General features: G+C 64.1%; 19 protein-coding genes. 5 read left to right on the forward strand and 14 right to left on the reverse strand.

Going from position 1 to position 20,000, the window contains the following annotated elements; all coding sequences use genetic code 11:
• Nucleotides 1–127: 127 nt before the first annotated feature.
• A complete protein-coding gene (locus AOT96_RS04320; protein WP_007733829.1) occupies nucleotides 128–991 on the reverse strand; it encodes an aminodeoxychorismate lyase in 864 nt (287 codons plus the stop codon).
• 79 nt (nucleotides 992–1,070) lie between these two features.
• Here AOT96_RS04320 and ygfZ point away from each other — a divergent pair, with 79 nt between their 5' ends.
• From ygfZ to AOT96_RS34580, 4 genes are all read left to right on the forward strand, one after another.
• Complete coding sequence (gene ygfZ / locus AOT96_RS04325; RefSeq protein ID WP_042922285.1) at nucleotides 1,071–2,192, forward strand: CAF17-like 4Fe-4S cluster assembly/insertion protein YgfZ; 1,122 nt, start codon at nucleotides 1,071–1,073, stop codon at nucleotides 2,190–2,192.
• On the forward strand, nucleotides 2,189–2,857 hold the full coding sequence (locus tag AOT96_RS04330) for an MOSC domain-containing protein (protein WP_042451408.1): 669 nt from the start codon (nucleotides 2,189–2,191) through the stop codon (nucleotides 2,855–2,857). Before ygfZ ends, AOT96_RS04330 begins: the two co-directional genes overlap by 4 nt.
• Nucleotides 2,854–3,807, forward strand: a complete 954-nt coding sequence (locus tag AOT96_RS04335; RefSeq protein WP_003940365.1) for an asparaginase — start codon at nucleotides 2,854–2,856, stop codon at nucleotides 3,805–3,807. The genes AOT96_RS04330 and AOT96_RS04335 overlap by 4 nt, the downstream gene beginning before the upstream one ends.
• Before the next feature lie 202 nt (nucleotides 3,808–4,009).
• On the forward strand, nucleotides 4,010–4,213 hold the full coding sequence (locus tag AOT96_RS34580) for a DUF3073 domain-containing protein (protein ID WP_003940337.1): 204 nt from the start codon (nucleotides 4,010–4,012) through the stop codon (nucleotides 4,211–4,213).
• Nucleotides 4,214–4,363: 150 nt separating this feature from the next.
• On the opposite strand, the gene purM is transcribed toward AOT96_RS34580, so the two are convergent.
• From purM to purL, 9 genes are all read right to left on the reverse strand, one after another.
• Nucleotides 4,364–5,443, reverse strand: a complete 1,080-nt coding sequence (gene purM, locus AOT96_RS04340) for a phosphoribosylformylglycinamidine cyclo-ligase (protein WP_003940225.1) — start codon at nucleotides 5,441–5,443, stop codon at nucleotides 4,364–4,366.
• A 207-nt stretch (nucleotides 5,444–5,650) separates the two neighbouring features.
• Nucleotides 5,651–6,397: an AIM24 family protein gene (locus AOT96_RS04345; RefSeq protein ID WP_003939813.1), complete on the reverse strand. Its 747-nt coding sequence runs from the start codon at nucleotides 6,395–6,397 to the stop codon at nucleotides 5,651–5,653.
• Nucleotides 6,398–6,410: 13 nt separating this feature from the next.
• Nucleotides 6,411–7,088, reverse strand: a complete 678-nt coding sequence (locus AOT96_RS04350; RefSeq protein WP_003939918.1) for an AIM24 family protein — start codon at nucleotides 7,086–7,088, stop codon at nucleotides 6,411–6,413.
• Nucleotides 7,089–7,091: 3 nt separating this feature from the next.
• On the reverse strand, nucleotides 7,092–7,700 hold the full coding sequence (locus tag AOT96_RS04355; RefSeq protein ID WP_003940441.1) for an AIM24 family protein: 609 nt from the start codon (nucleotides 7,698–7,700) through the stop codon (nucleotides 7,092–7,094).
• 144 nt (nucleotides 7,701–7,844) lie between these two features.
• Nucleotides 7,845–9,422 carry an amidophosphoribosyltransferase gene (gene purF, locus AOT96_RS04360; RefSeq protein ID WP_003940541.1) on the reverse strand — a complete coding sequence of 526 codons (1,578 nt, stop codon included), beginning with the start codon at nucleotides 9,420–9,422 and terminating at the stop codon, nucleotides 7,845–7,847.
• A gap of 170 nt (nucleotides 9,423–9,592) precedes the next feature.
• Nucleotides 9,593–9,982 carry a sterol carrier family protein gene (locus tag AOT96_RS04365; RefSeq protein ID WP_007733822.1) on the reverse strand — a complete coding sequence of 130 codons (390 nt, stop codon included), beginning with the start codon at nucleotides 9,980–9,982 and terminating at the stop codon, nucleotides 9,593–9,595.
• Nucleotides 9,982–10,638: a CPBP family intramembrane glutamic endopeptidase gene (locus tag AOT96_RS04370; RefSeq protein ID WP_065351345.1), complete on the reverse strand. Its 657-nt coding sequence runs from the start codon at nucleotides 10,636–10,638 to the stop codon at nucleotides 9,982–9,984. Before AOT96_RS04370 ends, AOT96_RS04365 begins: the two co-directional genes overlap by 1 nt.
• Entirely contained in the window at nucleotides 10,635–12,419 is a 1,785-nt protein-coding gene (locus AOT96_RS04375) for an alpha/beta hydrolase (RefSeq protein WP_042922291.1), read from the reverse strand. The genes AOT96_RS04370 and AOT96_RS04375 overlap by 4 nt, the downstream gene beginning before the upstream one ends.
• A 3-nt stretch (nucleotides 12,420–12,422) precedes the next feature.
• Nucleotides 12,423–14,711, reverse strand: a complete 2,289-nt coding sequence (gene purL / locus AOT96_RS04380; protein ID WP_003940379.1) for a phosphoribosylformylglycinamidine synthase subunit PurL — start codon at nucleotides 14,709–14,711, stop codon at nucleotides 12,423–12,425.
• A gap of 251 nt (nucleotides 14,712–14,962) precedes the next feature.
• Between purL and AOT96_RS04385 the strand changes: the two genes are divergently transcribed.
• Nucleotides 14,963–15,949 carry a Dyp-type peroxidase gene (locus AOT96_RS04385; RefSeq protein ID WP_065351346.1) on the forward strand — a complete coding sequence of 329 codons (987 nt, stop codon included), beginning with the start codon at nucleotides 14,963–14,965 and terminating at the stop codon, nucleotides 15,947–15,949.
• Between the two features lie 11 nt (nucleotides 15,950–15,960).
• Here the strand turns inward: AOT96_RS04385 and AOT96_RS04390 are convergent, their stop codons facing one another.
• The 4 genes from AOT96_RS04390 to AOT96_RS04410 all read right to left on the reverse strand — a co-directional run bounded on the left by AOT96_RS04390 (nucleotide 15,961) and on the right by AOT96_RS04410 (nucleotide 19,990).
• Nucleotides 15,961–17,280: a M18 family aminopeptidase gene (locus AOT96_RS04390; protein WP_065351347.1), complete on the reverse strand. Its 1,320-nt coding sequence runs from the start codon at nucleotides 17,278–17,280 to the stop codon at nucleotides 15,961–15,963.
• A gap of 73 nt (nucleotides 17,281–17,353) precedes the next feature.
• Complete coding sequence (locus AOT96_RS04395) at nucleotides 17,354–17,707, reverse strand: VOC family protein (protein WP_003939907.1); 354 nt, start codon at nucleotides 17,705–17,707, stop codon at nucleotides 17,354–17,356.
• A gap of 300 nt (nucleotides 17,708–18,007) precedes the next feature.
• A complete protein-coding gene (locus AOT96_RS04405; RefSeq protein ID WP_037125853.1) occupies nucleotides 18,008–18,604 on the reverse strand; it encodes a CatB-related O-acetyltransferase in 597 nt (198 codons plus the stop codon).
• 156 nt (nucleotides 18,605–18,760) lie between these two features.
• Entirely contained in the window at nucleotides 18,761–19,990 is a 1,230-nt protein-coding gene (locus AOT96_RS04410; protein ID WP_065352763.1) for an acyl-CoA dehydrogenase family protein, read from the reverse strand.
• Between the last annotated feature and the right edge of the window lie 10 nt (nucleotides 19,991–20,000).

A 20,000-nucleotide genomic window follows, 5' to 3' on the forward strand; every position in this document is an offset into this window, starting at 1 on the left:
ACAGGCTTCGGGGTTCGAGACGCGGGCAGTCGCTCGGCCCCTGCGGACACGGTACTGCTGTCCGGTTTGGACCGCAGGACTTTGCTACTACCAAATGTAGTAGAGACCTGTCGCGATTCCTATTCGCCTATCGCCCTGCTGAATCCGAATCAATTGCACGTTCAACCAATTCCGCGAATTCCCCGGAGACCTTCGGCTCTGGCAATGTGAGCCCGTCGAGTGTATGGACGCGTGCGGCCAGCGTGACGCTCGAAACCATCCACACTCCGTCGGCCGCAATCAAATCCGCAGGTCGGAGGGTTTCGTATCGGCAATCGAAGCGAGCACTGCCGGCAACGTCGAACAGGGCGCGCTGCGTAGTGCCCATCAAAATGCCCTGTGCGGGAGGCGGTGTGATCAAAGTCCTGTCCCGAACGATCACCACCGTCGAGCGTGGCCCCTCCAACACATTGCCCTCGGAACTGACGAAGATCACATCGTCAGCACCCAAATTCGCCGCATATCGAAGCGCTGCCATGTTGGTTGCGTACGACAACGTCTTCGCGCCCAGTAGCTGCCAGGGTGCCCGGGCAGAGAGATCGACAGAGAAACCTCGCTCGAGAGTCATCACCGACAACCCCGATTCGCGGACCTGTCTGACCCGATCGGCCACCGGACCGACCATCACGAAGGCTGTCGGCTTGTCGCCGCTCTCACGGCCGCGGGTCAGAACGAGACGAAGAGCGCCTTCCTTCTCTGTCCCCCACTCCTCGGCTGCCATCTCGATCGCCAGACGCCAGTCATCGAGAACGGGGGCGGGCAGACCCAGCGCCCGCGCGCTCAGAACCAGTCGACTCAGATGTCCCTCGACCACCCGCGCCCTACCGTCGCGCACCAACAGCGTCTCGAAGACTCCGTCGCCGCGCACCACCGCCAGGTCGTCGGCGTGCAGAAACGGTGCGTCAGCATCGAGCACCTCGTGGTCGAGAGTCACCAATACGCGATCAGGCATGCCATCAACCCTAACGATCCGCCGAGCCGCCGGGGCCGCCCTGTAACCGCGATCCCGCCCACACTCCTAGACTGGTCTTGTGGTCGACAACGCTCTTGTGCCCAACAGCCCACTTCTGACTTCCCCCGGCGCGGTCACCGCACCGGACGGTTCGGCCGACATCGGTGTCGCGTGGCACTACGGCGATCCCCTCGGCGAACAGCGAACCGCGCAGCGCGCAGCAGTGGTGGTCGACCGCAGTCACAGATTCGTGATCGCCATTCCCGGCGACGAACGCCTCACGTGGCTGCACACGATTTCGAGCCAGCACATCGCCGCGCTCCCCGACGGCAAGAGTGCCGAGAACTTGAGCCTGGACGTCAACGGACGCGTCGAGCACCACTTCGTGCAGACGGACCTGGCAGGTGTCACCTGGATCGACACCGAGGCGAACCGCGGACCCGACCTTCTCTCCTTCTTGAAGAAGATGGTGTTCTGGTCCAAGGCCGAACCCCGAGACGGCAACGAACTCGCGGTCCTGAGCCTGATCGGACCCGAAGCGTCAACTGTCCTCGCCGCACTCGAGGTTCAGACACCCACCGAGGCCTACGACGCTCTCGCCTTGGCCGACGGCGGATTTGTCCGCCGCATGCCGTGGCCTACCGAGAACTCTTTCGATCTTCTCGTCCCACGTGAGCAACTGGCAGCGTGGTGGACCAGGCTGACCGATGCCGGTGCCAAGCCCGCCGGCAGTTGGGCCTTCGAGGCACTGCGCGTCGAAGCGACGAGGCCTCGCCTCGGACTGGACACCGACGAACGCACGATCCCGCACGAGGTCCACTGGATCGGTGGGCCGGCCGAGCACGGCGCCGTCCACCTCGACAAGGGGTGCTACCGCGGTCAGGAAACCGTCGCCCGGGTTCACAATCTCGGCAAGCCCCCGCGCCATCTCGTCATGTTGCACCTCGACGGCAGCGCCGAAGCCGTCCCGGAACCGGGTGACCCGATCACGGCGGGCGGACGGGCCGTCGGACGCGTCGGGACCGTCGTCAATCATCACGAGCTCGGCCCCATCGCACTCGCTCTGATCAAGCGGAACATCCCGGTCGACACCGAACTGATGGCCGGCCCCAGCGCTGCGTCCATCGATCCGGATTCGATCGTCGCGGACGACGCACCCCAGGCCGGACGTGAGGCTGTCAACCGATTGCGCGGAAAGTGACGGGCATGGTCGACGCGGTCTGCGTCGTCCACACCGAACGTGACAGTGGCGTCAGGCGAGTCCCCCGTACCGCGATCGACAAGCGTCCCGTCGACGGCCGCGTCGCGGTAGGACGACTCGGTCTGGGTGGCGACTACGTCTGCGACACCGAGTTCCACGGCGGCGCCTTCCAAGCTGTCTACGCGTATCAGCGCGACGAAGCGCAGCGTTGGTCGGACGAATTGGGCCGACCTCTCGGCCCCGGATGGTTCGGCGAGAATCTTCACATCAGCGGGATGCTCGTCACGGACGCCGTGATCGGCGAGCGTTGGCACATCACCGGAGCCGAGGCGTCGGACGTTCTCGAACTCGAGGTGACCGCGCCCCGCGTCCCGTGCGGCACCTTCGGCATCTGGGCCGCGGAAAAGGGCTGGGTCAAAAGATTCACCGAGCGGACCGACGTCGGCGCCTACCTTCGCGTCAACCGGACCGGCACGATCGCCGCGGGCGATTCGGTCACCCGAGTCCACGTACCGGATCACGGAGTGACTGTTCGAGAGGTCTTCGCCGGAACGGATCCTGAGCGGCTTCGACGGCTCCTCGCAGAACACACCGACCTTGCACCGAACGTCACCGCGCGCGTCCAGAGGTTCATCGAACAAGCAGAAGCGCAGGTGCACTCGTGAGTATCGAATTGGTGGAAGTGGTCCGCTCCGGATTCCGCGAATGCGTGCATCGCGGATCGGCCGTCATTCTCGGCGCCGACGGCGAGGTCGTTGTCGGGCTCGGGGAAATTCACACACCCATCTACCCGCGCTCGGCGAACAAGCCGCTGCAAGCCGTCGCTGCGCTTCGTAACGGCTTTGCACCCACCAGCCCGGAAGAGCTGGCCGTCGCGTCGTCCTCACATGCGGGCGAGGCCGATCACATCGAACTGGTCGCAGCGCTTCTCGCTCGCTACCAACTCGGTGTCGACCAGTTGCAGTGCCCCTCCGATCTGCCGGGCAACGAACTGGCCCGAGCCGAACTGATCGCAGCGGGCGAGCTTCCCAGCCCGATCTACATGACCTGCTCGGGCAAGCACTCCGCGATGCTCGCCACGTGCGTCGTGAACGACTGGCCGCTCGAGACGTACATGGAGCCGACTCATCCCCTCCAACTCGCGATCCAGGAGACGATCTTCGATCTCAGCGGCGAGGAAGAGCAGGAACTCGGCATCGACGGTTGTGGTCTCCCGATCGTGCCGCTCTCGCTCACGAACCTGGCTCGGGCATTCGGACGCCTGCCCTCGGCTGAGCCCGACTCACCCGAACGAGCCGTGGCCGACGCGGTCCGCGAGAACCCCTTCCTCGTCTCGGGCACCGGCCGCAACGATCAGCGCCTGATGTCCGCCGTGCCGGGTCTGTTCTCCAAGACCGGATACGACGGCATCTACGCCGGAGCGCTTCCCGACGGTTCCGCTTTCGCCCTCAAGATCGACGACGGTCACGAGCGGGCGCTCCTGCCCTTGGCGGCAGCTCTGCTCAAGCGGATGAACACCGAGTGGACCGAGGAGTTGGCGGCTCTCGCATCCGCTCCGGTCTTCGGCGGCGACGCCCGAGTGGGGACGATTCGCGCAATTCCCGGAAACTTCTGAGCAGTTCTCACAAAGTTCTGACGAGTTCTTTCAGCATCCTGGCAGCTCGCGGCCATAGTGAGAGCAATCAGACACGGCGGTGAGGCCTTCGTGGAAGCGGAAGCGACTTTTCCACGCTAGAGTGTGTGTCAGGAAACTTACACACTCAAACGGGGCCGCCAAATTCCCCAGGCCGCCCCGCGAAAGCGCGAGGGGGTCAGCCATGGGCCGCGGCCGGGCTAAGGCAAAGCAGACCAAGGTTGCACGCGAATTGAAATACAGCGTACCGACCACGGATTTCGACAGCCTGCAAAGAGAGCTCGCAGGTGGATCGACCAACTCGCATCGGAGCAGTGTCCGATCGGACCAGACTTCCGATAGGGAAGGGCATGCGCGAGAGGACGACTACGACGACTGGCGGCGTTGACCGCGCACTGCCACCGCGCAGACTGTGAAATGAGGAAGAGCTGATCGCTCTTCCTCATTTTTGCGTTCGATTTTCCGCCTCGCGTCTGCTTGCACGGACACACAAAACTGCCCCACCGGATCTCTCCGATGGGGCGGCTGACGTTGCGGTCTAGAAGCGCGGGTGGTCTCCGGCCAGGAACGCACGCTCTGCAGCGGCGTCCGACGCCTTCTTGACGCTACCGAGCGTCCAGCAGTCGATGTGGCGTGCGGTGAGGACGGCAAGTGCACGGTCGACGTCCTCGGGTGCGACGACGGCGACCATGCCGACGCCCATGTTGAACGTCTGCTCCATCTCGGCGCGCTCGACGCGTCCGCGCTGCGCGATCATGGCGAAGACCGGAGCGGGGCTCCAGGTTCCGCGATCGAGTTCGGCGACCAAGCCCTTGGGCATGACGCGCGCGAGGTTGTTGGCGAGGCCGCCACCGGTGACGTGGCAGAACGTGCGCACGTCGGTCTCGGCAGCGAGTGCCAGGCAGTCCTTGGCGTAGATCTTGGTGGGCTCGAGCAGTTCCTCACCGAGCGTGCGGCCGAACTCGTCGACGTGTGCGCTCAGGTTCATGCGGTCGATCTCGAGCAGGACCTTGCGGGCCAGTGAGTAACCGTTGGAGTGCAGTCCCGAAGAACCCATCGCGATGACGACGTCGCCGGGGCGAACGCGATCCGGTCCGAGCAGCTTCTCTGCCTCCACGACGCCGACACCGGTGGCGGAAAGGTCGTAGTCACCGTCGGCCATGATGCCGGGGTGCTCGGCGGTCTCGCCGCCGAGGAGAGCGCAGCCGGCCTGGATGCAGCCCTCGGCGATTCCGCTGACCAATTCCGCGACGCGCTCGGGGATGACCCGGCCGACGGCGATGTAGTCCTGGAGGAACAGCGGCTCGGCGCCACAGACGACGAGGTCGTCGACAACCATGGCGACGAGGTCGAGTCCGACCGTGTCGTGCTTGTCCATCGCCTGCGCGACAGCGAGCTTGGTTCCGACGCCGTCGGTCGATGCGGCGAGCAACGGCTCCTTGTAGTCACCCTTGAGGGAGAACAAGCCGGCGAAACCACCGAGGCCACCCATGACCTCGGGGCGGCTGGCCTTCTTGGCCAGAGGGGCGAAGAGTTCCACCGCCCGGTCGCCTGCGGCGATATCGACTCCTGCTGCCGCGTAGGAGGCGCCTGCGGTGCGGTGACTGTCCTCGGTCATCGGGTTACTACTCCAGCCTTGTATTTCTCGCGAGCACGTATTGCTCGTGCACAGGTAAGTGGTCTTGCAATGTGAAGTGTTTGCAATCCTCGTGACGCGAGATGGATCGTTCGACTCGAGACCCAGAGCGCGCACACAAATACCGACGATTACGCCCATACGCTACCGGACCGGCCCCCTCGGTGAGACCTCGCGTACCCCGAGACGTCAGTTCTGCAGCCGCGCACCGATCGAGGCGTGCAGTGCGCGCAGACTGTTCTGCCCGAGTGCGACCGTCTCGGATTCGATGTGTTTGAGGAGGTGTCCGTCGTGGACGACCTTCTCGCTCGACTGGATCAGTACCGTCCCGGCTCCGGTGAAATCGAACTGGCGTTCTTCACCGGTGTTCGCGCCGAACATGCTTCCGCGAACCGCGCCCAGGAAACTCTGCATCCAGTCGGCGTCGAAGTGGTGGGACGGCGACGGGCAGTCGGCCCAACCCACCAACGCCTGCGGGTCGATGCGCAGCGGCGGCTCCGCGAACATGACCGGGCCATTGGACGACGCCAGGAACTTGCCTGTCCCCAGTAGCGTCAAAAAGCCTGGGACGATGGACTGTTTGAGGTCCAGGCTCGTCTCGAAGGCGAGGAGATTGGCCGCGCGAATCGTGAGGTTGCCGTCGTCGAGGTCATAGGAATTGATGTTGAATCCGCGGTCCCCGAGGATCAACTTGCCCTGTCCCTGAGCGAGCACCCAGTCGTCCGCGTAGAGCGGTGAAGAGAACCTGGCCGCGACGATCGCCGTCATGCTCGTGCGCCCGAGCGGCTCGAAGTTGATGTTTCCGTAGTACGCGATCATCGCGCCCTTGGACGTGAACCACGGCTGCCCGGCCATCTCGACGCAGAAGGCGTAATCATTGCCCGGGACGTTGTCGTTGGCGGGCAGAGTTGCCGGATTGTGAATTTCGATACCCATGCTCTGTGCCCTCTCAGAACTTCTGCTCGGACGCCTGGACCCAGACGGTGCCGGCGCCGGTCATCTTCAGCTGGATGGACTCCCCCGAGCCCTTGCCGACGGCCTCGCGCCAACCGACGTTCGCGGAGATGTCGACGTTGATCTGACCGATGTGGCACACGTATGCCTGCGGGTCGACGACGACCTGAGGATTGTTCGGACCGACCTGCAACGGAATCGCGCCCCCGTGCGAGAGAACCGCGACGCTTCCCTGTCCGTGCAACTGCGTCGTGAACAGGCCTTGACCGGTCATGGCGCCACGTACCGCTCCGCGCACACCGCCCTGCGACGTGAGAGCGACTATCGAACTCTGCAGGTAACCGTCGTGTGCGAGGAGCCGGTCGGCTTCGACCGTGAGCATCGAGGAACCGTCGAGGTGGATGACCTCGACGTAAAGACCGGCGTGCCCGTAGAAAACCTCACCGTTTCCCTCGGCGGCCATCATGCGTGCGTGTTCGCCGGACATCATGCGGCCGGCCATCCCGGCGATACCGCCCATGTTCGGCATGGCGCCGGGCCCACCGCCCATGCTGTGCGGGATGAAGCGGACGTCACCGGTGTAGTAGAGCATCGACCCGGTGCGGGCGAGCACGTTCTGTCCCGGTGCGAGGGTCGACTTGACGACCTTGCTGTTCACCAATTCCAACGGCATGGGTCAGCGCTCCTCAGGCTGGATGTAGACGACTCCGGATCCGTCGAATCGCAGCGAGAACGCTTCACCGCTGCCACCGCCGATCGCAGAGCGCCAGGTGACGTCGGTGACGAAGCTCTGGTTCAGCTGGCCACGGTGAGCGACGAATGCGTCGGGATCGGCAACCAGCGGATACTGCGGGCTGACTTCGAGCGCGATGATCGGTCCGCCCTTCGACAGCACCGCCACCAGACCGGTGCCGCTGACGACCGTCGTGAACAAGCCCTGTCCGGAACCTGCGCCGCGGAGACCGGCAAATTTCACGTCGGTTCGCAGTTGGCCGACCAATGCGAGCAATTGCGAGGCTTCGACGTGCAAAGCGTCGTTGTTGAGCTCGATAATCGTGATGTCCTGGGCGTCGACCGCGAAGTAGACGGTGCCTTGACCGCTGACTTCCATCAGGGACAGTGATTCACCTGCCGCCTTCTGTTTCAGCGCGGCACGTAACCCACCGCCACCGCCCATTCCGGCGTTCTTGAAGGTAATCGCACCCTCGTACGCCACCATCGAGCCGTTGATCGCTTTGATGGTGTCCCCCACCAGGTCTGCGACCAGGACCCGGTGCCCATCCATTCTCAGTTGCGCCACGGAGGGCACTATGCCAGATGCTCACGACGTATGCCGTGTCGTGGAACAGAAAGTCGTGAACAGAAAATCTGCCGCCCACATGCTGTGGACGGCAGATTCTCGGCTGTCGAATTTCAACGATTCTGATGTTCAGGGGCGGCTGAGCGCGCTCGCATTGTCGTTGTCGCGAGTGGCCGTCGAACCTGCGGTGCTCTCGAGCATCCCCTCGAGGACGTTCTTGCCGATCGACGTTTCCTTGGGAAGCGCGATCGGGTAGGTCCCGTCGAAGCACGCGGCGCACAGACGGCTGGCCGGCTGCTCGGTGGCGGCGATCATGCCCTCGGTGGAGATGTATCCGAGGGTGTCCGCTCCGATGGAACGACGCACACCGTCGAGCATCTCCTCGAACGTCGCATCCTGTCCGCCCGCGCCGTTGGCAATCAATTCGGCCGGTGAGGCGAAGTCGATGCCGTAGAAGCAGGGCCACTTGACCGGCGGCGAGGCGATACGGACGTGAATTTCAAGGGCGCCGGCTTCGCGGAGCATCCGGATGAGCGCACGCTGGGTGTTACCGCGGACGATCGAATCGTCCACCACCACAAGGCGCTTGCCGCGGATGACTTCCTTGAGCGGGTTGAGCTTGAGCCTGATACCGAGCTGACGGATCGTCTGCGACGGCTGGATGAAGGTGCGGCCGACATAGGCGTTCTTCATCAAACCCTGGCCGTAAGGAATGCCTGAGCCCTGTGCGTACCCGACGGCTGCGGGGGTGCCGGACTCGGGAACGGGGATGACCAAGTCACCTTCGGCGGGATGCTCGCTGGCGAGCAGACGGCCGATCTCGACGCGGGTCGAGTGGACCGAACGGCCACCGATGACGCTGTCGGGACGGGCAAGGTAGACGTACTCGAAAACACAGCCCTTGGGCGTCGGATTCGCGAAACGTGAGGAGCGGACGCCGTCGGCGTCGATCGCAAGCAGCTCACCGGGTTCGATGTCGCGAACGAACGACGCACCGACGATGTCGAGGGCTGCGGTCTCGCTGGCGACTACCCAACCGCGGTCGAGTCGACCGAGGCAGAGCGGGCGGATGCCGTGCGGATCGCGCGCTGCGTACAGCGTGTGCTCGTCCATGAAGGTGAGGCAGAACGCGCCCTCCAACGTGGGAAGCAATTCCATCGCAGCCTGTTCGATGGTGCTGTCGCCGGCAGCGTGTGCCAGGAGACCACCGATGAGGTCGGAGTCGGAAGTCGCGGCATTGGGGCGCTTGTCGTTGACCAGGCCGGCTGCACGGGTGCGGCTCGCGAGTTCAGCGGTGTTGACCAGGTTGCCGTTGTGGCCGAGCGCGATGCCGGTGCCGGCAGTGGTCGTACGGAAGATGGGCTGCGCGTTCTCCCACGTCGTGGAACCGGTGGTGGAGTAACGGCAATGTCCGACGGCGACGTGACCTGGCATCGCTGCGAGGGTCTGCTCGTCGAATACCTGGCTGACCAGGCCGAGATCCTTGAACACCAGCACCTGGGAGCCGTCGGCTACCGCAATGCCGGCAGCTTCTTGACCACGGTGCTGAAGTGCGTACAGGCCGTAATAAGTGAGCTTCGCCACATCCTCTCCCGGCGCCCAGACGCCGAATACACCGCATTCTTCGCGGGGCTCGTTCTCGTCCTCGTCGGACGGGTTCGAAGCGAGGAGATTTGGACTGTTGACCGACAGATCGGCACGAGTCACCGGGCGCTCCCTTTGTGGGCAGGGGTTGGGGGGCATCCACAGTCTACGGCCATTTTGGGACTCACTTCCCCTGAGGGCTGCCTTGGGTCTCAGATCACGCCGAAGCGAACCGGATGGTCTCTCTCTGTTACTGCGTCAACCACTCTGTCACTACGCCAACCCCTCTGTTGCTAGGTCAACCGCAGCAGTGGGAGCCAGTGCGCAATTTCGGGAGCGCGGCTACCTGAGGCGTCGACTCTTCCGTCACCTGAGGCCTCGGAGAACTCGAGCAATCCGGTGACCATCTGCAACCACGTCCGAGCGTCCGTCTCGACGACGTTGGGCGGGGTTCCGCGCGTGTGACGCGGACCTTCGATGCATTGCACCGCAACAAACGGTGGGACCCGCACCTCGACGCTCGATCCGGGGGCGATCTGTTCGAGAGTGCGCGCACTCATCTTCACTGCCGCACCGAGTTCACTGCGCGAAGGCTTCGGCAGTTCCGGATCTCGAAGCCACGGGCCGACGGCCAGGACGGCGGCACGAAATTCGGCGGGGTCGACGGCGCGGCGGGGCGGCATCAGTTCACTCCCTGTCTGCGAGTAGCGATACGAACGGCAAGTGCGCCACCGGCATTCGTGGCCAGGTGCAGCAGGGCGGGGGCAAGTACGCTGCCGCCACGGCGGTGCAGCCACTCGAACAGCAATGCCGAAGCGCCGGTGAACGCCACGGCTGCGGGAACGTTGTCGCCGGCACCGCGGGCGGGGGCGACGTGCCACAGCCCGAAGGTCAGTGCGTGAACAGCCTGCGCGGTCGGCCTGTTCAGTTCGCGGCTCCAGACGGCCGACATCGCGCTACGGAACAACAGTTCCTCGGAGAGCACCGTCCCGAACGGGATGTGCAGGATGATCCATTCGAGGAAGTCTTCGCGGCCGTCTGCTCGCTCGTCGGCAGCGAGAGTCGCGCGCAAGGACGGAACGGCCAAAGCGACGCTGTAGCCGGTGAGGACCGCCCCCGCCGCGGCTCCGCCGAACTGAGCACCACCACGAATGCCGGTGTGCGCCAAGCCGAGTTCCTCGCGGGTGTAACCACGTGCGAGTAGGACTCCGATCGCCGACAGACCGGCCGCGGTGTTGACCACGGCGCGGGCTCGGGGCGAAAGACCGAATGCCGGAAGCACGACGTTGCTCCAGGTGATCGCGGCGGCGGAGAGCGCGATCGAGGCGACTCCCCTCACTTCTCGGGGCCCTCTGATTTCACGGCGACAACCAATGCCGACCGCACCCGCTCGGTTTCTGCGGCCGTCCATCCCTCGGGCTGGGCGACGCTGATCCAGGCGTCCAGAACGGAGGTTCCGTAATTGTGACCGTGACCGTCGGGAACTCCCGCGGCGTTACCGAGGTCTGCAGACACCTGCCAGAACGTCACGACCGGGAACCATTTCATCGACGGCGAGCGGTCGAAACCGGGCACTTCCTTGAGCCACTCGGGCCGATTGAACATGAGGTCGGGCGACCACCACACCACCGGATCGGAAGGGTGCTGGACAAACAGAACCCGCGGCTGCGGCCACGTCATCCCGTCGGTCGGAATGTCTTCGGAGCGATCCGCGAACCGCACGCCGGCCAAGCCGTCCGCGTATACGGGCGCTACTTCGGGGGTACCAGGATCGCGCCTCTTCTCGATCGAACGCCACAACTGCGTCGCGTTCGGTGGGCCAACCCACAGAATTCCGTCGGCGGTATCGCGCGCCGCTTGCAGTGTGTCGAAGGCTCCGGCGCCGGCCATGACGCCGAGGCTCTCGCCGTAGACCATGAACTTCGGCCTGGTGGCTTCCGGTTCCTGGAGCCATCTTTCGTGTACCCGCTCGATCAACAGGCGTCCGGCAGCTTGCGCCTTCTCCTGATCGGCGAGGAACGAGATCCAACTCGGCAGGTACGAGTACTGGCTGGCGACAAGAGCAGTGTCGCCGTCATGCACAAGTTCGATTGCCTGTGCCGCAGTGGGATTGACCCACCCCGTACCCGTCGTCGGAATGACCACGAGGACCTTGCGTTGGAAGGCGCCGGTTCGCTCCAGCTCCTTGATGACCAGATCCATACGCTCTTCGGGATCTTCGGCGCTTTCAAGTCCGGCATATACGCGAATCGGATCCATCGCAGGCTTACCGGTTGCCGCTTCGAGTTCCTGCGCGTCGAGTCCGCGCGAGACGAAGTTTCGTCCCTCGAACCCCAATGTGTCCCAGGGAGCGGCTGATTCGGGGCTACCCGATTTCATCGGATCCTGCGGTTCGACGACGCCGTCGCGAGTGGTCGAGTTCTGCAGACTGAAGATCGAGTTGGTCGCTGCATAGATTCCGCGGACCAGGACGCCGTCGACCAGCATGAAGAACAGGACGGTGACAACCAGGACACCGACGCCATTGGCCACCGACCGTGACCAGTGGAACCGCCGCATCAGCTGTCGGGCAATCAGTTTCACCAGATCGTGGAGGACCCGCCAGATCGAGATGAGCAGGCCACCGACGAGCAGGCTCAGTCCGAGGGTTCGGATGTAGCCGGAAGTGGTCGTGCCTTCAGCATCGGTCAGTGCCGCGATTTCACGTTGCCACCCGGCCGCGTAGACCAGCATGATGATCGCCGCGACGATGGACGCGACCGGAACGAAGACCTTGATCGCGGAAGGCACCGGCTCGGGCAGTGGCCACCACCGTCGCCCGCTTAGCAGGTATCGCTCGACAGCCCAACCGATCGCAGTACCGACGCCGTAGCCGATGGCCGAGTTGATTCCGCCGATCAGACCTTGGAAAAGCCAATCACGCGGCAACAGCGAAGGGGTCAACGACCAGCAGAAGAAGAACGCGGCAAACGCGATGCCGGTGAAGTCGAGTTTGAGGAGCCCCCACGCCCACTCGGTGAAGCGGTTGTCGAGCTTCTCGAGGGGTGCGGGAACAGCCAGCCGCAGGTGGTGTTCCTGCGGCTGGCTGTCAGAAGAAGTCAGTTCTCCGGAATCGACCATCTATCACCCGAACAGTGCGGGCAGCGTTCCCTCGAAGGCCTCACGGAGCTTGGCCATCGTGACGGAGAAGTGTCCCTGGACCTCGACGGAGTCGCTGCCCTCGTCGACGACCCCGATACGCGTCCACGGCAAGCCGCGGGCGGTGCACATACCGGTGAAGCGAGTCTCCTCGGTACGCGGAACTGCAACGAGGACGCGTCCCGACGATTCCGAGAACAAGGTCACGAACGGATCGGCGCCCTCGGGAATCAGGATGCGGCAACCGGTTTCGCCGGCCAGCGCGGCTTCGACGACAGCCTGGGCCAGTCCACCCTCGGAGAGGTCGTGGGCTGCGGTGACGAGACCGTCACGCGAAGAGGCGAGCAGAATGTCGGCGAGCAGTTGCTCACGGGCGAGGTCGACCTTCGGCGGCACGCCACCGAGGTGACCGTGCTCGACCTGCGACCAGATGGAGCCGTCGAACTCGTCGTGGGTGTCGCCGAGCAGGATCAGCGTCTCGCCGGGCTCGAGTCCGAGGCCCGTCGGGATGCGGCGGTGAACGTCGTCGATCACACCGAGGACGGCAACCACCGGCGTCGGCAGGATTGCCGTGGATCCGGTCTGGTTGTAGAAGCTGACGTTGCCGCCGGTGACGGGGATTCCGAGGGTGGCGCAGCCGTCGGCAAGGCCGCGAACGGCCTGCTGGAACTGCCACATGACACCCGGGTCCTCGGGAGAACCGAAGTTCAGGCAGTTGGAGACGGCCTTGGGCGTTGCGCCCGTGACTGCCACGTTGCGGAAAGCCTCGGCCAACGCGAGCTGCGCACCGGTGTACGGGTCGAGCGCGGTGTAGCGGCCCGAAGCGTCGGTGGACAGTGCGATTCCGCGTCCGGTCTTCTCGTCGATGCGGATGACACCGCCGTCGGCGTTCTCGGCCAGGACGGTGTTTCCGCGGACGTAGCGGTCGTACTGCTCGGTGATCCACTTGCGGCTGCACAGGGCAGGCGAGGCGATCATCTTCAGCAGGGTCGCTTCGAGCTCGGCGTCGGTTTCGGGACGCTTCAGTCCGGCGGTCGTATTCGCGATCAAGGCATCCTGCGTTGCCGGACGCTCGACGGGGCGGTGGTAAACCGGACCCTCGTGCGCGACGGTGCGCGGGGGAACGTCGACGACAGTCTCGCCGTGCCAGGAGATGGTGAGGTGCTCACCGTCGGTGACCTCGCCGATGTCAGTGGCCAGGACGTCCCACTTCTTGCAGACCTCCATGAACGCATCGACGTTCTCGGGCGTGACCACGGCGCACATGCGCTCCTGCGATTCGCTCGAGAGCACCTCGGCCGGGGTCATTCCGGTGGCGCGCATCGGAACCTTCTCGAGGTTGATGTGCATGCCGCCGTCGCCGGCCGCGGCCAGCTCGGAGGTGGCGCAGGACAGCCCGGCGCCGCCGAGGTCCTGGATGCCGACGACGAGGCCGGCCTTGTAGAGGTCGAGACAGCACTCGATGAGCACTTTCTCGGTGAACGGGTCGCCGACCTGAACCGCGGGCAGCTTCTTACGTCCGCCGGTGTCTCCACCCTCGTCGTCGAACGTCGCCGACGCGAGGACCGAGACGCCGCCGATTCCGTCGAGACCGGTGCGTGCGCCGAACAGGATGATCTTGTTGCCCGCGCCCGAAGCGAAGGCCAGATGCAGATCCTCGACGCGCATGACGCCGGCAGCGAGGGCGTTGACCAGCGGGTTACCTGCATAGGACTCGTCGAAGACCGTCTCGCCGCCGATGTTCGGCAGGCCGAGGGAGTTTCCGTATCCACCGACACCGCGCACGACACCGTCGACGACGCGACGGGTATCGGGGGCGTCAGCAGCACCGAACCGAAGCTGATCCATGACGGCGATCGGACGAGCACCCATGGCCATGATGTCGCGGACGATACCGCCGACACCGGTCGCCGCACCCTGGTAGGGCTCGACGTACGACGGGTGGTTGTGGCTCTCGACCTTGAACGTGACTGCCCAGCCGTCACCGATGTCGACGACGCCGGCGTTCTCACCGATACCGGCCAGCATGTTGGCGCGCATCTCGTCGGTGGTGGTCTTGCCGAAGTATCCGAGGTGGACCTTGGAGGACTTGTACGAGCAGTGCTCGCTCCACATCACCGAGTACATCGCCAGTTCGGCGTCCGTGGGACGGCGGCCCAGGATCTCCTTGATGCGTGCGTATTCGTCGTCCTTGAGACCGAGCTCCTTGAACGGCTGAGCGGCATCGGGATCAGCCGATGCGTGCGTGACGGTATCGACCTGGTGAGCAGACACTGGAGAGTGGTCCCTTCCCTACGGGAGTCAAGAGGCAAGCCGGCGCGGAGCGGGACACCACGAATGTGCCCAACGAAAGAACGTGCCGGGGGACAGTCTATCGGTGTGGGCCGACGACTTCCGCAGACGGCAGCACCCGCAACACCTCCGGGCCTGCGAAGTATCGCCCGTCACACCCGCCCCGGTTTGGGTAATCCGGTCGGTTTTCTTAAAGTCAGGGCCGGCCCACTCTCTCCCTCGAAAGGCCTCGCATGCCCCAGGATGTTCGTCAGTCCGACCTCACGGCACAGTCCCAGTCGGTGACCACTCCCCTCACTCCGGCTGCGATTTTCCTGGTCGCGACCGTGAATCCGGGTGGCGAGAACACCACACGAGAACTACTCGCCGACGTCGCCGGCCTGCAGCGCGCCGTGGGGCTGCGCGTCCCCGGATCAGGTTTGGATGTGGTGGCAAGCATCGGTTCGTCGGTTTGGGATCGACTGTTCGCCGGTCCGCGCCCCGCGCTACTGCACCCGTTCACCGCTTTGCAGGGCGACGTTCACTCGGCGCCGTCGACTCCCGGCGATCTGCTCTTCCACATCCGCGCGATGAGCATGGATGCGTGTTTCGAGGTGGCTCGGCAGATCACGAAGCGACTGCACGGCGCAGCCACGGTGGTCGACGAGGTTCACGGCTTCCAGTACTTCGAGAACCGAGACCTCATCGGCTTCGTCGACGGCACCGAAAATCCGGTGGGCCGCGACGCCGTCGCCGCCGTGACTGTCGGAGACGAAGATCCTGCGTTCACCGGAGGGAGCTACGTCCACATCCAGCGCTACGTCCACAAGATGCGGGACTGGGAAGCAATCACCGTCGACGAGCAGGAACGTGTGATCGGACGCAGCAAGCTCGAGGACATCGAGATGACGTCCGACGTGAAGCCGGCCAACTCGCACGTAGCCCTCAACGCAATCAAGGACGAGAACGGCAAGGCTCTCGAGATCCTGCGTGCCAACATGCCGTACGGGCGCCTCGGCGACGACGAGATCGGCACCTTTTTCATCGGCTACTGCCGCACGCCGGCGATCACCGAACGGATGCTCGAGAACATGTTTCTCGGCAACCCTCGCGGCAATTACGACCGTCTGCTCGACTTCTCGACGGCCGTGACGGGCTCGATGTTCTTCACACCGAGCGCCGACTTCTTCGAGGATCTACCGACTGCGCCCTCTACGCCCACTGGGCTCCCTGCACTTTGACTACGCGCCCTCTAACTACGCGGCGTGAGGAAGGCACCAAGCGCGTCGGCATACATGCGGACATCTGCCGCGCCCATCAGCTCGCGGGCCGAGTGCATGGCGAGCTGAGGCGCGCCGACGTCGACGGTGGAGAGTCCGGTGCGTGATGCCGTGATCGGTCCGATGGTGGAGCCGCACGGCAAATCGGCGCGGTGGACGTAGCGCTGCATCGGCACTCCCGCCTGATCGCACGCGAGCGCGAATTCGCCGGCACCGGCTGCATCGGTGGCGTAGCGCAGGTTCTGGTTCACCTTGAGTACCGGCCCACCGTTGATCTCGATCCGATGAGCGGGCTCGTGGCGGTCCGGGTAATTGGGGTGCGTCGCGTGTGCCATGTCGCCCGACGCGCATACCGAGCCGGCCATCGCCTGCAGGAATTCTTCGCGGCCACCACCGCGTCCCAACACGATCCGCTCGAGCACGGTGTTCAGCAGGTCCGAGAAAGCTCCGCGATCGGACATGCTGCCGACCTCTTCATGATCGAAGAGTGCAAGCACTGGGACCTGCTGACAGGGCGACTCGACTGCGGCCAGAAGTGCTTGTGTCCCTGCATAACACGTGCCCTGATTGTCGAGCCTGGGGGCGCTGACCAATTCCTTGTCCACCCCCACGACTGCGCTGGGCGCAAGGTCGTGTGTCATCAATTCCCAGCCGAGAACCGACGACGCGGCTACACCCGCACGCTCGGCGACAAAGCCGATGAAAGACTTGGGCTTCGAACCCACGCCCCAGATTCCGTTGACGTGCCTCTGCGGATCCAGCGTCACACCCTTGCGATCTTCGGACAGGTGGATAGCCAGCTGCGGAACACGAAGAATCGGGTCGTCGATGCGAACCAGCTTCTGCTCCACAGTGTTTCCCACCCGGACACTCAATCGTCCGGAGATACCGAGATCGCGGTCGAGCCAGGAGTTCAGCCACGCACCGCCATACGGTTCGAGGCCCACCATCTGCCACCCGGCCGAAGTGAGGTCGGGATGCTGTTTGACCCGCAGGTTGGGGCTGTCGGTATGACCTCCGACAATCCGGAACGGAGCGGCGTTTCCCACGCCCTCGGTGCTCCAGGCGATCAGCGAACCGCCTCGCACGAGGAAGTACCGTCCGGGCTCGGCTGGCCACGACTGCGTTTCGTGGACTTCGACGAACCCGCCGGCCGTCAGCTCGGTCGCCACCGTCGCGCACACATGGAACGGCGACGGTGACGAATCGACGAAGCTGCACAAGCCGTCTGCGTCGGCCCCGGTCGGAGAAGCCGCCCCGGCCCGAGCCGTCCGAGAAGTCTGAGAAGTCATGCCTCTCATCATGCCCGAACAGGTGTCCGGGATATCAGTGGCCACGAATCAGGTGGGCACAGAATCGGTTAGCTCAGGCGTGAGGACCGGATACGCAGAACTGATTCCCATCAGGATCGAGGAGCGTCACCCAGCGGAAACCGTCCATGTTCTCGCGGTGGTGCTCGGTAGCTCCGGCCTCGACGAGCCGCGCCACCTCGGCGTCGAGATCCGGACTCCCCAAATCGAGATGGATGCGATTCTTGCCGGCGGTGGGGTCCGGGACCTTCTGGAATGCGAAGTTGGTGGCGCTGTCAGGGACCGAGACGATGTAGAACCAACCGTCGTTTTCCTCGACGATGTTTCCGCCCAACTGCGCTGCCCACCACGTTGCGAGCGGACCGGGATCGAGACTGTCGAAGGTGATCATGCCGAGTGTGAGAGTCATGCGCACACGCTAATGGAAGCCACCGACAAAGACTCTCGATCTCGGGCTGAGATGAAACGATCGTCGAGTGCGACTCACAACGCTGCGCGACCGTGTTGCAGAACCACTCTTCGCAGTTTTCATCGCGACCGGCTTGCTCCTGAGCATCCTCGGAGTGCTCGCCTGACCATCATCCACTTCGACCTCGAGCCGAACCTGATCACCTTCACCGGAACAGGTCTTGCCGTCGGCCTTCTCGCGGCCGCCCTGCTTTATGTCCGGAACTACTCGCTCACTCGATCGAACTAGCAGATCGGTAGATCACTCGACCGCTTCGAGTTCCGCGACACTCCCGTCCGAGATCACCCGGACGTGGCGGGTGATCTTCTCGATCGGCCAGTCCCACCACGCAATTCGCACCAACTTCTCGATGTCTTCGGCACTGAAGCGGCGCTTGATCTCCGTTGCCGGGTTGCCGCCGACAATTGCGTAGTCCGGGACGTCGCGCGTTACGACGGCGCCAGTGGACACGATCGACCCGTGACCGATCCGGACACCGGGCATGACTGTCACGTTCCCGCCGAACCACACGTCGTTCCCGACGACGGTGTCACCGCGTGACGGCAGATCCTGCACCAAATCCATGTGCCTGGCCCAATCACCGCCCATGATCGGAAACGGGTAGGTGGAGACACCGTTCATACGATGGTTCGCGCCGTTCATGATGAAGGTGACACCGGTGGCCAGGGCGCAGAACTTGCCGATCACCAGTTTGTCGGGACCGTAGTGATGCAACACGTTTCGAGTCTCGAACTCTTCGGCGAACTCCGGATCGTCGTAGTAGGTGTACTCCCCTACCTCGATCAACGGGTTGTCGATCAACGGCCTCAGCAACACCACTCGCGGTTGCCCGGCCATCGGATGAACATTTGTGGGATCCGGCGCAGTGAAATCTGACGCAATGGGATCTGACGCGTTCACTGCTTACTCCGATCCGTCGGCGCGGTGTCGCCGACCGCAGCAAGACTATCTGGTTCCTGCTGCGATCGACCGACAAGCGAAAACGTACCGGTGTCAGCCCAGGAGACCCTTGGCGATATGGGTGACCTGAATTTCGTTGCTGCCCGCATAGATCATGAGCGACTTGGCATCACGCGCCAACTGCTCGACTCGGTACTCGGCCATGTAGCCGTTTCCACCGAACAGCTGCACGGCTTCCATCGCGACCTCGGTCGCTGCGCGCGAGGAGTACAGCTTCATCGCCGACGCCTCCGCCAGGCTCACTTTGTCTCCGGCCGCGGTACGTTCGATCGCGTTGAAGACCATGTTCTGCACGTTGATTCGAGCGACCTCCATCTCGGCCAGCTTGAGCTGGATGAGCTGGAACTGCCCGATCTCGCGTCCCCACAGTTTGCGGGACTTCGCGTATTCGATACTCAGACGGTGGCATTCGTTGATGATGCCGAGAGACAGGGACGCGATGCCGATGCGTTCGGCGGCAAAGCTCTCCTTGGCGCTGGATTTGCCGTCCGACTTTCCGCTGTCCTCGGTCTCGCCGAGCAGACGGTCCTTGGTGATGCGGACGTTGTCGAAGAACAGCTCACCTGTGGGTGAGGAGTTCATGCCCATCTTCTTGAACGGCGGGCTCTGTGTGAGACCCTCCATGCCCTTGTCGAGGATGAAGGCGAGCACCTTGCGATCGCGACGATCAACCGACGCATCGCCCTCGTCGAGCTTTGCGTACACGATCATCACGTCGGCGTACGGACCGTTGGTGATGAAGGTCTTGTTGCCGTTGAGAATGTAGTCGTCGCCGTCGCGGCGTACGTAGGACTTCATGCCGCCGAAGGCATCCGAGCCGGAGTCCGGTTCGGTGATCGCCCAGGCGCCGACGGTCTCGAATGTCACCAGGCCGGGGAGCCAGCGTTCCTTCTGCGCGAGTGTGCCGCGGCTGCGGATAGTTCCGGCGGCCAATCCGAGGCTGACACCCAACGATGCGACCAGGCCGAGGCTGACTCCGGCCAATTCGCTGTTGAGCACGACGCCCATGCTGCCGGCGCCGCTGAAGGCGCTCGACTTCTCACCGTCACCGGAGGGCGCATCGCCGCGCTCGCGTGCCAGCGACTTCTCGAGGCCTTCGCGTGCCATGTCGGCCAGACCGAAGGTCGAGTACAGCTTGCGAATGATGTCGAACGGCGGCAGCGCACCACTTTCGAGCTCGTCGACGTGAGGTCGCACCACTTTGTCGATAAAGCCCCGCAAGGCGTCGCGGAACATCAGGTCGGTGTCGGACCACTCGTACATGTGCCTGAAC

The organism is Rhodococcus sp. 008 (assembly GCF_001682295.1).
In the GTDB taxonomy this organism is placed as follows: Bacteria; Actinomycetota; Actinomycetes; order Mycobacteriales; family Mycobacteriaceae; genus Rhodococcus_F; species Rhodococcus_F qingshengii.

Excerpts from the sequence above, each read along its gene's own strand:
- AOT96_RS04320 (WP_007733829.1), bottom strand. The coding sequence starts at position 991 with ATGCCTGATCGCGTATTGGTGACTCTCGACCACGAGGTGCTCGATGCT.
- AOT96_RS34580 (WP_003940337.1), top strand. The coding sequence starts at position 4,010 with ATGGGCCGCGGCCGGGCTAAGGCAAAGCAGACCAAGGTTGCACGCGAA.
- purM (WP_003940225.1), bottom strand. The coding sequence starts at position 5,443 with ATGACCGAGGACAGTCACCGCACCGCAGGCGCCTCCTACGCGGCAGCA.
- AOT96_RS04345 (WP_003939813.1), bottom strand. The coding sequence starts at position 6,397 with ATGGGTATCGAAATTCACAATCCGGCAACTCTGCCCGCCAACGACAAC.
- AOT96_RS04350 (WP_003939918.1), bottom strand. The coding sequence starts at position 7,088 with ATGCCGTTGGAATTGGTGAACAGCAAGGTCGTCAAGTCGACCCTCGCA.
- AOT96_RS04355 (WP_003940441.1), bottom strand. The coding sequence starts at position 7,700 with ATGGATGGGCACCGGGTCCTGGTCGCAGACCTGGTGGGGGACACCATC.
- AOT96_RS04365 (WP_007733822.1), bottom strand. The coding sequence starts at position 9,982 with ATGCCGCCCCGCCGCGCCGTCGACCCCGCCGAATTTCGTGCCGCCGTC.
- AOT96_RS04375 (WP_042922291.1), bottom strand. The coding sequence starts at position 12,419 with ATGGTCGATTCCGGAGAACTGACTTCTTCTGACAGCCAGCCGCAGGAA.
- AOT96_RS04385 (WP_065351346.1), top strand. The coding sequence starts at position 14,963 with ATGCCCCAGGATGTTCGTCAGTCCGACCTCACGGCACAGTCCCAGTCG.
- AOT96_RS04390 (WP_065351347.1), bottom strand. The coding sequence starts at position 17,280 with ATGACTTCTCAGACTTCTCGGACGGCTCGGGCCGGGGCGGCTTCTCCG.
- AOT96_RS04395 (WP_003939907.1), bottom strand. The coding sequence starts at position 17,707 with ATGACTCTCACACTCGGCATGATCACCTTCGACAGTCTCGATCCCGGT.
- AOT96_RS04405 (WP_037125853.1), bottom strand. The coding sequence starts at position 18,604 with ATGGCCGGGCAACCGCGAGTGGTGTTGCTGAGGCCGTTGATCGACAAC.
- AOT96_RS04410 (WP_065352763.1), bottom strand. The coding sequence starts at position 19,990 with ATGTACGAGTGGTCCGACACCGACCTGATGTTCCGCGACGCCTTGCGG.